General features: G+C 71.1%; 10 protein-coding genes. 5 read left to right on the forward strand and 5 right to left on the reverse strand.

Annotated elements, in window-relative coordinates; translation table 11 throughout:
- The first annotated feature begins 304 nt into the window (after window positions 1–304).
- Window positions 305–985 (forward strand): DUF4232 domain-containing protein, encoded by a 681-nt coding sequence (locus tag ACFYXE_RS29740; protein ID WP_389317751.1) that lies wholly within the window; start codon window positions 305–307, stop codon window positions 983–985.
- Window positions 986–1,531: 546 nt separating this feature from the next.
- The gene (locus ACFYXE_RS29745; RefSeq protein WP_389317754.1) at window positions 1,532–4,519 is read left to right on the forward strand and encodes a CARDB domain-containing protein; all 2,988 of its coding nucleotides are present in this window, start codon (window positions 1,532–1,534) and stop codon (window positions 4,517–4,519) included.
- A 104-nt stretch (window positions 4,520–4,623) separates the two neighbouring features.
- Here ACFYXE_RS29745 and ACFYXE_RS29750 read toward each other — a convergent pair whose 3' ends face one another.
- Complete coding sequence (locus ACFYXE_RS29750; RefSeq protein ID WP_389317757.1) at window positions 4,624–5,130, reverse strand: DinB family protein; 507 nt, start codon at window positions 5,128–5,130, stop codon at window positions 4,624–4,626.
- Window positions 5,131–5,242: 112 nt separating this feature from the next.
- Window positions 5,243–5,518 carry a SpoIIE family protein phosphatase gene (locus ACFYXE_RS29755; protein ID WP_389317760.1) on the reverse strand — a complete coding sequence of 92 codons (276 nt, stop codon included), beginning with the start codon at window positions 5,516–5,518 and terminating at the stop codon, window positions 5,243–5,245.
- 14 nt (window positions 5,519–5,532) lie between these two features.
- Here ACFYXE_RS29755 and ACFYXE_RS29760 point away from each other — a divergent pair, with 14 nt between their 5' ends.
- Window positions 5,533–6,246 carry a nucleotidyltransferase domain-containing protein gene (locus ACFYXE_RS29760; RefSeq protein WP_389317763.1) on the forward strand — a complete coding sequence of 238 codons (714 nt, stop codon included), beginning with the start codon at window positions 5,533–5,535 and terminating at the stop codon, window positions 6,244–6,246.
- A gap of 204 nt (window positions 6,247–6,450) precedes the next feature.
- Here the strand turns inward: ACFYXE_RS29760 and ACFYXE_RS29765 are convergent, their stop codons facing one another.
- Window positions 6,451–7,650 carry an alpha-lytic protease prodomain-containing protein gene (locus tag ACFYXE_RS29765; protein WP_389317766.1) on the reverse strand — a complete coding sequence of 400 codons (1,200 nt, stop codon included), beginning with the start codon at window positions 7,648–7,650 and terminating at the stop codon, window positions 6,451–6,453.
- Between the two features lie 511 nt (window positions 7,651–8,161).
- Between ACFYXE_RS29765 and ACFYXE_RS29770 the strand changes: the two genes are divergently transcribed.
- Window positions 8,162–8,464 carry a hypothetical protein gene (locus ACFYXE_RS29770; RefSeq protein ID WP_389317769.1) on the forward strand — a complete coding sequence of 101 codons (303 nt, stop codon included), beginning with the start codon at window positions 8,162–8,164 and terminating at the stop codon, window positions 8,462–8,464.
- Here ACFYXE_RS29770 and ACFYXE_RS29775 read toward each other — a convergent pair.
- Together ACFYXE_RS29775 and ACFYXE_RS29780 are read right to left on the reverse strand one after the other, a co-directional pair.
- The gene (locus ACFYXE_RS29775; RefSeq protein ID WP_389317772.1) at window positions 8,442–11,273 is read right to left on the reverse strand and encodes a LuxR C-terminal-related transcriptional regulator; all 2,832 of its coding nucleotides are present in this window, start codon (window positions 11,271–11,273) and stop codon (window positions 8,442–8,444) included. The genes ACFYXE_RS29770 and ACFYXE_RS29775 overlap by 23 nt on opposite strands.
- An 802-nt stretch (window positions 11,274–12,075) precedes the next feature.
- Entirely contained in the window at window positions 12,076–12,369 is a 294-nt protein-coding gene (locus tag ACFYXE_RS29780; RefSeq protein ID WP_389317775.1) for a helix-turn-helix domain-containing protein, read from the reverse strand.
- A gap of 870 nt (window positions 12,370–13,239) precedes the next feature.
- On the opposite strand from ACFYXE_RS29780, the gene ACFYXE_RS29785 reads away from it, so the two are divergent.
- Window positions 13,240–13,464 carry a DUF397 domain-containing protein gene (locus tag ACFYXE_RS29785; RefSeq protein WP_389317778.1) on the forward strand — a complete coding sequence of 75 codons (225 nt, stop codon included), beginning with the start codon at window positions 13,240–13,242 and terminating at the stop codon, window positions 13,462–13,464.
- Window positions 13,465–13,619 lie beyond the last annotated feature (155 nt).

The raw sequence follows: 13,619 nt of genomic DNA on the forward strand, positions 1-13,619 counted from the left end.
GTCGCAGGCACCGGCACGTGCCCCGCCTCCATCCCGGGCACCCCGGGCGCGTACCTGCGTTCGGGCCCGGTTTCCCGAGGTCGGAGGAGCACGGAGCGGACCCGGCGGGCAGGGCCCGGGGTGGGGGCGGGCCGGAGGGCGTGACGTCCCCGCGCCGGTCCGTGCGTGTAACAGGAATGTCTTAGCGGCCAGTTGGGCGGAACGACCGGGCGCCGCGAGCCGCTCTGGGAGGTCAGAAACGTTCACTCGAACCGGTGCGTACGAAGCGACCGGCACCTCCCACCGAGACTGAGGAATCAAGACGATGCGTGTTCGCAAGCTCTCCACCTTCGCTGTTCTGGCCGTGGCCGCGAGCCTCTCGCTCACGGCCTGCAACGACGACGACGTCACGGGCGGGAGCGAGCCGTCGTCGGTGTCCAGCGAGTCGTCCACGGGTGGTGCGGGCTCGGACGGCGCGGACCAGGGCGGCAAGGAGTCCGCGGGCTCGGACGGCGCCGGCAAGGACTCCGCGGGGAAGGACGGCGGCGGGCAGACCGCGGGGAACGGTTCGGGCGCGGGGGCGAAGGGCTCCATGTGCCGTACGGACGCCCTGAACATCACCGCGTCGGACAGCACGATCGGCGGCGACGACGAGGGCTCGGTCGCGGTCACCATCGACAACAACAGCCAGAAGGACTGCACGCTGGCCGCCTACGCGGGCGTCGACCTCAAGACCAGCCAGGGCCAGTTGTCCGCCAAGCGCACCGGCGAGCAGGCCTCCCCGATGGTCCTCAAGGTCGGCAAGTCGGTCTCCTTCCGCATCAGTTACCCGCAGAACGACTCCGGCGGCTCCGGCGTGAGCGTCACCGGCCTGGTCGTGACGCCGCCCAACGAGACCAAGTCCGTCTCCCTGGAGTGGCCGGGCGACGCCACCCTCCCCGTCACCGAGGACGGCGGCACGCCCGTCAAGGTTGGCCCCATGGGCAGCGCGGGCCAGGGCGGCTGAACCGGACGGCACCGCCCGGCGCGACGGACGGCGCGGCCGGACGTGGCGTAGAAGTACGGAGAATTGGCGTAGAAGTACGGAGAAGTGCAGAGACGTACCCGGATGAGGCCGGGCTCCACGGAGCCCGGCCTCATCCGTCGTTCCGCCCTCCAGTCGATGATGACCGCAAGATCCTGATGGAATCGAGCAAGAAATTCGCTTGACCGACCGGGCCTTCTGCTGCCCGGCGGCCCGGCCAGGAGGCCCTCTGGCCAGGTGCGTGTCCCCTGTGGCCGCCGGGCAGGCCGAACCGGCCCGGGTGGCGGTCCAGTTGAGCGGCGTGTGCGAAGCGTTGACATTCCTGGTGCGTGCGGCAAATCTGTGCTGCTGTGCGCGCAAGAAATTGACTGTACTCGGCAAATTTCACATAGGCCTTCGTGGTCTGAGGCGCGAGTCGAGTCGAGCGTTCACGCCGGGTGATCCCCCGCCCGGATGCCCCGTTCCTCCCCGCGCTGCGTCGCTCAGTCGCACCGCGGTACCGCAGCCCCCCGTGGAACAGAGGACGCCATGAGACGGAAGCAACGCAGTAGCCGGCGGCTGATCACCGCCGCGCTCAGTGCTGGACTGATAGCCCTCGGACTGGTGCCGGCCGGGGCCGGCCAGGCCGCCGCCGGCCCCGCGGCCGAGCCCACGAACCTCGCCCTCAACAAGCCGATCGAGGCGTCCTCGACGACGCAGAACTACTTCGCCCCGAATGCCAACGACAACAACACGAGCACCTACTGGGAGGCGACCGGCCATCCCTCCACGCTGACGGTGAAGCTCGGCGCCAACGCCGACCTCCAGTCCGTCGTCGTCAAGCTCAACCCCGACGCGGCGTGGGCCACGCGCACGCAGAGCATCGAGGTGCTCGGGCGCGAGCAGTCCGCCCAGGGCTTCAAGTCCCTGAAGGCGCGCGCCGACTACAGCTTCAACCCGTCCGCGAACCGGAACATCGTGACCATTCCGGTCACCGGCCGGTACGCCGACGTCCAGCTGAAGATCTTCAGCAACAGCTCCGGATACGGCGGCCAGGCGGCCGAGTTCCAGGTCATCGGGACCCCGGCGCCCAACCCCGACCTGACCGTCTCGAACCTCACCTGGGACCCCGCGAAGCCCTCCGAGAGCGACGCGGTCACCGTGAACGCCACGGTGCGCAACACCGGCAGCGCGGCCTCGGCCGCGACCACGGCGAACGTCAGCGTCGGCGGGACCGTCGCGGGCAGTGCGGCGGTGCCCGCGCTCGGCGCCGGCGAGTCGGCCGTCGCCAAGGTCGCCGTCGGCAAGCGCGCGCAGGGGAGTTACACCGTCTCGGCGATCGTCGATCCGACCGACACGATCGACGAGCAGAACGAGGACAACAACAGCCGTACCGCCGACACCAAGCTGACGGTCACCCAGAGTCCTGGACCGGACCTGGAGATCACCGGGATCACGTCCAACCCGGCGAACCCGGCCGTGGGCGCGAAGGTGACCTTCGCGGCGAAGGTCCACAACCGTGGCACCAGCACCGCGGGCGCGGGCTCGGTGACCCGGCTGACCGTGGGCGGCACCACCCTCAACGGCACGGCTCCGGCCGTCGCCGCGGGCGAGACGGCCACGGTGGACATCAGCGGGAGCTGGACCGCGACCAGCGGCGGCGCCACACTGACCGCGACCGCCGACGCCACGAACACGGTCGCCGAGACGAACGAGAACAACAACGTCTTCGCCCGCTCGATCGTGGTCGGGCGCGGTGCGGCCGTCCCGTACATCGAGTACGAGGCGGAGGACGGACGCTACGACGGCACGCTCCTCGAGGCCGACGCCAAGCGCACCTTCGGGCACACGAACTACGCCTCCGAGTCCTCCGGCCGCAAGTCGGTGCGCCTCAACTCCACCGGCCAGTACGTCGAGTTCACCTCGACGAGCGCCGCGAACTCCATCGTCGTACGCAACTCGATCCCCGACGCGCCGGGCGGCGGCGGACAGGAGAAGACGCTCAGCCTCTACGCGGACGGCAAGTTCGTGCAGAAGCTCGCCCTGTCCTCCAAGCACAGCTGGCTGTACGGCAACACCGACCAGCCCGAGGGGCTGACGAACACGCCGGGCGGCGACGCGCGGCGGCTCTTCGACGAGTCGCACGCCCTGCTCACGCAGACGTATCCGCAGGGCACCAAGTTCAAGCTGCAGCGCGACGCCGGTGACGACGCCGCCTTCTACATCGTCGACCTGGTGGACCTGGAGCAGGTGGCCCCGCCGGCGAGCAAGCCCGCCGAGTGCACGTCGATCACCACGTACGGAGCGGTCCCGAACGACGGCGTCGACGACACGACCGCCATCCAGCGGGCCGTGACCGCCGACCAGAACGGCGACATCTCCTGCGTGTGGATCCCGGCGGGTCAGTGGCGCCAGGAACAGAAGATCCTCACCGACGACCCGCTGAACCGCGGCCAGTTCAACCAGGTGGGTATCCGTGACGTGACCATCCGCGGCGCGGGCATGTGGCACTCCCAGCTCTACACGCTGACCCCGCCGCACCAGGCCGGCGGCATCAACCACCCGCACGAGGGCAACTTCGGCTTCGACATCGACGACAACACCAAGATCTCCGGCATCGCCATCTTCGGCTCGGGCGCCATCCGCGGCGGCGACGGCAACGCGGAGGGTGGCGTGGGCCTCAACGGCCGCTTCGGCAAGAACACCAAGATCGAGAACGTCTGGATCGAGCACGCCAACGTGGGTGCCTGGGTCGGCCGCGACTACAGCAACATCCCCGAGCTGTGGGGTCCCGGCGACGGCCTGGAGTTCAGCGGCATGCGGATCCGCAACACCTACGCGGACGGGGTCAACTTCACCAACGGCACCCGTAACTCGACCGTCTTCAACTCCTCCTTCCGCAACACCGGGGACGACGCGCTCGCCGTGTGGGCCAGCAAGTACGTCAAGGACACGTCGACCGACGTCGGCCACGACAACGCCTTCCGCAACAACACGGTGCAACTGCCCTGGCGCGCCAACGGCATCGCGGTGTACGGCGGTTACGGCAACAAGATCGAGAACAACCTCGTCTACGACACCATGAACTACCCCGGCATCATGCTGGCGACCGACCACGACCCGATCCCCTTCACCGGCCAGACGCTGATCGCCAACAACGGCCTCTACCGCACCGGCGGCGCGTTCTGGAACGAGGACCAGGAGTTCGGCGCCATCACGCTGTTCGCCCAGGGCCCGGACATCCCCGGTGTCACGATCCGCGACACCGACATCCACGACTCGACGTACGACGGCATCCAGTTCAAGACGGGTGGCGGCACGATGCCGGACGTGAAGATCTCCGACGTGACGATCTCCAAGTCCAACAACGGCTCGGGCATCCTCGCCATGAGCGGCGCGCGGGGCAGCGCGACGCTCACCGACGTGTCGATCAGCGGTTCGCGCGACGGCGACATCTTCAAGGAGCCCGGCTCCCAGTTCGTGATCAACGGAGGCGGGGCGCCGGGCTCGCCCGTCCGCGAGTTCACGGCCCGCTAGCCCGCCGGCACCGCTCCGGTCCTTACCGCCGATTCCCGGCCGCCCGCACCTGCCCGACCGGTGCGGGCGGCCCTGACGGTCCCTGGCCCGGCGGAGGGAACGTCCTAGTCGCCCGTCGTCCCGTCGAGCAGCTCGCGCAGGATGTCCAGATGGCCGTTGTGGCGGGCCGTCTCCTCGACGAGGTGGTGCAGGATCCAGCGGAGGTCGACGTGGAGGCCCCCGCGGATCGCTCGCCGGGCCCGCGTGCCCAGGTCGTTCCCGGCGACCAGCTCGCGGTAGCGGGCGCTCTGCTCCGTGTACTCGTCGACCAGCTGCGGGAGCGGGAAGTCGACGGCGATCCGCATCTCGCGGTCGGGGTCGTCGTCCGTCATGGGCGCATGGTCCTCCTCGCCGAGGAAGACCACCTGGAACCAGTAGTACTCGACCCAGCGGAGGTGGTTGATCACTCCGCTCATGGTCATCAGCGGTGAGCCCGGCAGGAGCGCCTTGCGGGCATGCTCCGCGGAGACGCCCTCGCACTTGGCCCGGGCCGTGTCCCGTGCGTAGTCGAGGAAGGTGGTGAGCTGGGTACGGTCGTCCCACGCGGGCGGTGTGTCATCGATTCTCGTCATCGCGCGAAGCGTCCCCGATCACCCCGCCCCGTGTCGAGGAATTTTCCGCCGGGCCGTCCGGGCCCGGTACCTGCGGCTCGCCGACCGCCGAGAAATCAGGTCACGCCGTCGGTCAGCCTTCGTCCGTGTCCTTGACCCGCACGGCGAGCAGGTCCAGCAACTGCGGCAGCGCGGTCGTCCCGGCCGTGGCCCGGGCCAGCAGGCGCGCCGCGCCGCCGGTGGTCCGGTCGACATCGCGGCCGTGGTGTTCCACCAGTCCGTCGGTATAGAGCGGCAGAACAGCGCCGGGACCAAGGGCGCGTTCGTGGACAGGGCCTCCCTGGAGCGGTGTCAGGCCGGGACACAGCAGTCGGGCGTGTTCGGCCGAGTACTCAAACCAGGGGATCACGGCAGAGTAGGCGCATGGACGTAGTCGACCTTGCCCGTGAGCTTGTCATGGAACGCCATCCCGACGCCCGCGCCGCGTTTCTCGGCGGCAGTGTCCTGACGAGCCGGCGCACCGCCCGGTCCGACCTGGACGTCGTCGTGCTGCTGGCGGGCCCGCCCGCCCCGTACCGCGAGAGCCTGCGGTTCGGGAACTGGCCGGTGGAGTTGTTCGTGCACACGGAGGACTCCTGGCACGGCTTCGTGACGCCGGAGGTCGTGCAGCGGAACTCGCCCCTGTTGTGGATGTGCGCCGACGGGGCGCTGCTGCTGGACGCCGACGGGACAGGAGCCCGTATCGCGGAAACGGCGAAGCGCCTCGTGGCCGCGGGCCCGCCCCCGGTCACCGGCACGGCGCTCGAGGATGCCCGGTACGCGCTGACGGACCTGCTCGACGACTTCGCCGTCTGTACGGATACGGGGGAGCGGCTGTTCGTCGTGGCCGAGCTCGTGCGGCGCAGCGGCGAGCTGGCCCTGCTGACCCACGACACGTGGCTAGGCGGTGGCAAGTGGCTGGCCCGGCGTCTCGAAGCCGTCGCGCCGGACCTGGCCGCGCGCCTGGATACGGCGGCGCAGGCCGCCCTGCGCGGGGCACCGAAGGGTCTCGCCTCGGTGGTCACGGAGGTCCTCGACGCGGCGGGCGGCCCCCTCTGGGAGGGATACCGCCGCAGCGGACCGCGCAGGACGGCCTGATGACGTGACGCGGCAAGAACCCTGTTCGGGGTCTGCGGCACTCCCCGACGGAGGGGACAAAGAACGGTGCGTGCACTGCCCGATCCGCGCGGCGCGGGCCGGGTCCGGGCGGGAGCGCCTGTGGCCAAGGCGGGCCGGGCGGCAGCCGGGGGCCGCTCGTCGTGGCGCACGAGCGACCCCCGGCCGGCCCTGTCACAGGTGTGCTCAGTTGGTGTTGAGCGTCAGTCCGTAGTAGCTGAGGGCGTCGTCGAGCGGCTGGAAGTAGGAGGAGCCGCGGGAGTTGACTCCGCCGGTGCACTGCTGGTTCTTCGGGCCGCCGGAGGTCATGCCCTGGGCCTGGTTGCCCGAGATGTACGCGCCCCCGCTGTCACCGCCCTCGACGCAGACGCTGGAGGAGGCCAGGCCGCTGACGACGGTGTCGGGGCCGTTGTCGGCGACGTAGGTGACGGTGTTGTTGTAGGAGCCGACCGTGCCGCAGGTCCACCCGGTGGTCGCACCGGACTTGCACAGGGCCGCTCCGGACGCGGCACGGCTGCTGCCCTTGACGGCCACGTTGCTGCCCGCCTGGCCCCAGGTGCCGACGCTGGTGGTGATCGAGTGGCCGGAGTTGACCGTGGCGATGCCCATGTCGACGCTTTGGGTGCCGAGGGCGTAGCGGGTCTTGTAGCCCTTGGCGAAGGCCGATCCCTCGTAGCGCAGGGTGTTCACGATGCAGTGTCCGGCACTCACCAGGTACTGGTTGCCCGACCGGTCACGGGCCCCGTACCCGACGGAGCACCACTGGCTGGTGTCGTTGAACGTCATCTTGCTGCCGGGGTAGATCGCCGACTTGGCCTCGACCTTGTCCTGGTCCCGCACGATACGCACGGCGGATCCGTGCTCGGCGGCCCGGGCCAGGAACGCCTGCGCCGCGGCTCCCCGGTCGTTGTTGACCTTGACGGTGACCTTGTCGGCGGCCAGGTCCACGGACCAGGCAACCACTCCGGAGGGGACCTTCTTGGCGGCGAGGGCGTCCAGTTCGGCCTTGACCTTGTCGAGCGCGGACTGGCCGCGGGCAGGTACCCGGGCGTCGAGGCCGGCTCTCTCCACCCGGGCCGCCTCGGCCCGGTCGGCGGCGTTGACGGTGAGCCTGCCGGAGGCATCGAAGAACGCCCCGTCGCCGGCTATGCCCCGCTTGGCGAGTCCGGCCAGCTTGGTCTGCTGTTCGTCCTGCCGGTCCAGACGCTCGACCGCGGCTTCCTCGCTCACACCGAGCGAAGCGGCCAGCGCCCGCACCATCTCGGGCTGGTAGTGGGGGGTGTCGTCCGAGCCCTGTGCCTGCGCCACGGTCTGGGTTCCCAGGGCCGCACAGGCCGACAGCGCGATACCTGCCGAAGCCAGGCGGTACTTACGAGAGTTGCGCACGTTGATTCCTTCCAGGTGTCAGACAGGAACCCGATGGGGGGTTACCTCCGGAGTGCAACTGCACGCCGGATAGGGGTAGTTCCTGTCAAACGGAGGACCAGTGGCCCTCCGTGGAACCGAACTATCGCGCAGCAATTCTTCGGATTTCAAGATGCCGACGGCGGCGAATTCATTCAATGGAAATCGGGCTGCTCGGGTTGGACAGGCTCAACCAGCGGGAACGCGCGCGTCGTTGGCGGACGATAAGCGAATCACGGTCGCCGACATAGCAGGCCGACGCTTTCACGGATACGCAGAAAACCGGAATGGGATGTGCTGCCGACGTAGTCGCCGGGTGCAGGTACCGGAATAGGTATAAGTGATCGCCGAACACGTATGTACGCGGACTGGGCCGGTGCCTACGCTGATGCGATCCCAGGGGAAAGCGCGTAACAGACGCAGACGCAGACGCAGACGCAGAAACACGCAGACGCAGACGTAGACGTAGAAGCAGACGCAAGGAGCCGGTGCCGTGCCCGAGATCTACTTCCAGGTCCATGTCCCGATCCGGAACCCCGCACGGCCCGAGCAGCGCGGACTGCACGTCTTCGCCGGCTCGGCCGCCACCTGGTCGGCGGCCCTGCGCATCGCGCGGGAGACCTGTGACGCGGAAGTGGCCGCGCAGGAGGCGGGCCTTCCCGCCCTGGGCAGGCGTCCGGACGGCTGGTCGGCCCGCGGGTTGCGCCCGGGTTGGGTCCTCGACTGGACGGCCGCGACCGTGGACGCCTGGGCTCAGGACAGAACGCTCGGGCTCAGCAAATCTCACCTGCCCTGACGGGCCGACCGCCACCGGAGGACGGGCAGGCACTCGTCGATTCGTCGCCGCGGAGGCGGTGGGCGAGGTCACGGCGGGAGAGCGCCCCCGTCTTGCGCATGGCGCGGGCGATGTGCTGCTCCACTGTGCGGGGTGACAGGTGCAGAGTCGAGGCGATCTCCCGGTTCGTCAGGCCGCGGACCGCGAGCTGCGCGACCTCCGCCTCCCGGGGAGACAGCTCGTCGGCGTGCGAGGGGCGCCCCGGCGGACGATTCCTCCTGACCGGCTGGCGCGTGCGCAGCAGGGCCCTGGCGCGGGCCGCGTCCCAGACGGCCCCCAGATCGGTGAAGCGCTGGGCGCAGGACTCCAGCTCGGCCACCGCCACCAGTACAGGGGCGCAGTCGGCCGCCGGTTCCGCCGACACCGCGGCGTGCTCGCTCCCGCCGTCCGGACCGGGTCCGGCAGCGGCGTGTGCCGCGAGCACGCAGCGGCCAGCGGCCTCCACCGTGACTGCCTGCGTATAGGGACGGGGCAGCTGCCCGTACGCCGCCGCGGCCTGCCGGTACAGCTCCGCCGCACGCGACAACCCCTCCCGGTCCTGTGCCTGCGTTTCGGCGAGTACGGCCCGGCACCACACCAGCGCGGCCTGTGCGGCGGGCGCGTCACCGGGGCCCAGGCCCTCGGACAGATCCCGCACCATGGCATGCGCCGTGACACCGTCACCCGCGCGTACCAGTGCCTCCACGGCCCACGGCGCGAGTTCCGCTGCCCATGGCCACACCCCCTTCCCGGCCACCACCGCCCAAGCGACACGCGCCTGTTCCGCCGCGCTCTTCGTCTCCTGGCGGGCCAGGGCGAGGCGGATCAGCGCGCCGGCCGCCGTCGCGACCAGCGGCACGGGCAGGGATCCCGCGTGGGACGTCCCGCAGGGTGACAGCCAGGACACCGCCTCCCCCCATTCCCCCTGGGCCACGGCGAGCAGGCCCCGGACGATATAGGCATCGGAAGCGATGAGCGGCATGTCGGCGGTCGCCGCGACGAAGTCCTCGCACCGCTTGGCCAGCCCCGGCCACTGGCCGGTCCACCACTCCTGCAGCAGCTGCGCCCCCAGCGCGTTGTGCTCGAAGTAGGGCGCACCGCTGCGCGCGGACAGCTCCCGCCCCTCGGCGAGCAGGCCGGGCGCCCGCTCGTGCAGGCCCAGCCACACGGCGGAGTCCGCGGCATTGCACAGACCGCGTGCCGCCTGCCCGGCGCGGGCGGGATCAGAGGTGTCCCTGGGCAGCTCGCACACCAGCCCCCACGCGCCGTCCTCAGCACAACTCATCGCCAGAGCGACCCTGTTGGCCAGCACCGCCGTACGCATCGCGTCGTCCCCGCTCGCGTCCGCGGCGGCCATCGCCTCGACCAGCCACTCCCGGTGGACACCGACGGCCTTGTCCGGCCAGAACGGGCTGGACAAGGCTCCCATCGCACGGGCGGCCAGGCCGGGACGCACCTCGCGCAGTTCGGCGGCGGCGGTCTCCAGGGCCCGCCAGCCCTCGGCATACCGGCCCACCTGGTTGGACAGCATCAGGCCGAGGTCGAGCCGCAGTTCCCCGCGTACGGCCGCGGGCAGGGAGGCGTCCTGCACGATCTGCGCCAGAACCTCGACGGTCTGGTCCGAGCGCAGCCCGGTCACGGCGCTGCGGGCCAGCAGTGGCGCCAGCCGGGCGCGGACCTGGGGCGACAGGCCAGGGGTGGCCAGCGTCCGCTCCAGGAGAGCGATGGCCTCCTGATGCCGGCTGGCGGACGCCGCCGCCTCGGCGGCCTTCTCCACCGCGTTGATCCACCTGCGGCTGTCGCCGGCCGCCCTGTGATGGCCGGCGACAGCCGCCCAGGGCACGGGCTGCCTGCGGGACAGGGCTTTCGCCGCCCGCCCGTGCAGGTCCTGGCGTACGGGTCCGGCCAGGGAGTCACGTACGACCGACGCCGCAAGCGGGACGGCGAAGCCGTAGCGGTCTTCCCCGAGCTCCGTGAGCGTCGCACCCTCCAGGGCGCGCAGCAGCGCGGTCCTGCCCTGCGCGGCCGCGATTCCCGACACCGCGACCAGTTCGTCGCGACCGGCGGGCCCGTCGAGAACGGCGGCCGCCCAGACCACCGGCCGGTCCTCGGGGCTCAGCGCGTGCACACGGCTCAGCACCAGCTCCGCCAGCCGCACCGGAGCCCCCGCCGCGTCCACGTCGGCGGCCGTGCCGGTGCACGTCGGCCGCTGCTCCCGCAGCACGGCCAGGACGTCGACGACGACCTGCGGCACTCCGCCGGTCCGCTCGTGGAGCCTGCGCACCGCCTCGGGCGAACCGCGGTCACCCAGCGCCTCTGCGGCGGCCCGGCGGACGCGCTCCTCGTCCCAGGGCGCCAGCCGGTGCCGCAGGACGGTCATCCCGGACGGGTACGCCATCGGTCGGGCCCCCAACGGCGCTCCAGGCAGGCGAAGTTCCTCGGGGCGGTAGGCCACCACAGCCGCCGAGCCCGGCCGCAGTCGCGCCAACACCTGGCGCAGCCGCCGCAGTTCGTCCTCGTCCGCCCGCTGGACGTCGTCCACGAGCCACAACGCCGGGCGGTTCTCGTCCTCGTGCGGCGGCTCGCCGCCGGCACCGCACCGCCACCACAACCGGGTGACCTCGGCCGTCCTGGGCAGGCAGGCCAGTTCCTGGAGCAGGTGGCTCTTGCCCCCACCGGCGACCCCTTCGACGAACAGCAGCACCGGGTCGGCACGCTCGCCGGCGAGGACGCCGGCCAGGGGCCAGCCAGCAGAACCACGCACAGCGATCACGCCGCCATCCTCGCCCATCGCCGCACCGTACCAAGGTGATCACATCATCGAACACATGCAAGAAGCGGGCGGCCGGGCCCGCACCCCCGCCATGCTCAGGGCGTGCGTGCCCGGACGCGCGGAAGAGCTGCCGGCGTCGAGGCGCACCGCGGAGCGCGCCCGGCCGACCGCTGGAAAGCGGCACGCCGTGCCGTCCGGCTCGGGACAGCCGTAGACCGGCATGCGCGGCTCGTTCCGCACGCCCGTGCACGAGCCGGCCAACCGAGGCTGGACAAGTTCCCCGCACGTGCTGAGCGGCCTTGCGAGTCCGGTGGGCCGACACCCGAAACTAGACACCGCTGCACGCCCGTGCACATCAGGGAGCCGAATCCACGAATACGCAATCAACTGCCGGGCAGCGCTCCGCGGCCCCTGGTGGCGCCGCCCCGCCGGTGGTCGCCGTACACGTCCGGCAGGGTTTGCACCAAGGCCTCGCAGGGCCGACGACCCTGCGCGGGGCCGGACGAGTCCCGCGGTGCGGCGTCGTCGAGGCGAAGAGGACCAAGTCGGCCTGACCTGCGGTTATCGCCGCTGGCTGTCTTCCGCCTACGCGAACGCTTCTTGCAGGGGCTTTCGGCTTCACCCGGCGTTACGCGGTTCGTTCTCCCCGGGCGCTCCCCAGCGCCCGTCGTACTCACCAGATTCTCCCTGCAGGGGCCCCCGTCGGCTGATCGCTCGCCGTCGGGGCACCCGTACCGCTGACGGCAGTTCACCGGCTGAACCGCTGCGCAGCCCTGCTCGGCCCGCTTCCGGGGGCAGTCGGCTCTTCCGCGTCGGGGCTTCAGTCGGGGCGGCCGGCACGCGTGCGGCGGTCGTGTTCGTGCTGCCAGGCCATGAGCAGGATGTGGGGGTCGGCGCCGCAGGCGCGGGCGTAGCGGCGGGTGAAGGCTTGGGTGGGGAAGCGGTGGCCGGCGAGGACTTGGTGGAGGTGGTCGGGGTCGGTTCCGGTGGCGTGGACGAGGTCGTTGACGGTGGTGGCCGCATGCTGGCGGATGTGGTGGAGCAGGCGGGCGAAGTGTCCTTGGTGGCCCGCGGGCTCGGGGTCGGTGGAGGCGATGCCGGCTCCTGGGGTCATCGGCCGGCTGCCTGTGCGTGCTGGGTTTGTGTGGCAGCAGGCCGGGGGGTGGTGTGGGGGCAGGTGCGCAGGGCGCCGTGCAGGAGGAGCAGGCCCCAGGTGCCCAGGACGGGCTGCCAGTGGGCAGGTGGCTGAGTGATCAGGAGTTGGCTCGCGCCGGCCGTGGTGGTGTTGAAGGTGTCGTGAAGGCGACAGACGCAGGGGCGGGGAAGGCGGGGAAGGCGGGGAAGGCGGGGAAGGCGGGGAAGGCGGGGAAGGCGGGGTGTGCGGGGGCGGGCGTGGCGCGGTTTGCCGCGGCGCCGCCTCGGGGAGGGCATCTCTGCGTACTCCTTCTGGATGCGGGGTGCGTGGCTTGGGCCCCAGCCGTTGACGCCAATCGCTGAGTTGGGGCCCTTGTGCTGCCCGGACGCGAGGGCCGGGCGATGGTGAACGTTAGGGCCAACTCGTAGCCATGTGGGGTGTGTTGGATCGGCTCATGCGTGACCGGGTGGCTCGTTTGCGGCCCTTGTGCGAGGCCCGCTGCCGCCCGTGCTGAGGGGGACGTTCGATTCGTTCGCCTCGCGGTGCGCGGGCTTGTGCGCCGCCAACGCTCCTGCTGAGAGCCCCATGCCACCCCGTGCGGCCGGTCCGGAAGCGGTGGCATGTGCGAATCGGCTGCGCGTGTGCGTGCCGTCTTCGCCGTGTGGTCGGAACGGTGGACGAATTGGTGAGCATGCCAACTGCACTTGCATGCGGTGCTTATCAGTTGGAATCGCGTCGATGTCCCCGGCGGCGGCATGGGCCCGGGCCGGGCGGGTGATCCTGACAGGAGCAGGCCGGAATGCAATTGCAGTCCGGTGGAAACAAGCAGGTCATCTATGGAGGCCATCCATGCAGAACCGGACCCGCACCCCCCTGACGTCCGCACGGTCCGCCGGCCACGCCTGGCGCAAGAGCTCCTACAGCCAGCCCGAGGGCGCCTGCGTGGAGATCGCCCGGCCCGGCGGCGACCACGTTCTCGTCCGCGACTCCAAGGTGGCCGACGGGCCGGTCGTCCAGATCCGCGCCGAGGCGGCGGCGCTCTTCGCGGACGCGCTGTTACAGGGCGGCCTGTGACCGGCCTGTCGGTCACCCCGGCGGGTCCGCCCGCCCGGTAGGCCGCGCCGTGGCCCGCCCTGAGGGAAGCGGGCCACCGGCGGTGGAGGCGTCTGCGGAGCCCGGCGGATGCGGCCGTAGCCGGTTTGTCGAGAAAGCCGTTCGAGGCTGGACTG

This window comes from Streptomyces sp. NPDC002564, from assembly GCF_042889645.1.
Classification (GTDB): Bacteria; Actinomycetota; Actinomycetes; order Streptomycetales; family Streptomycetaceae; genus Streptomyces.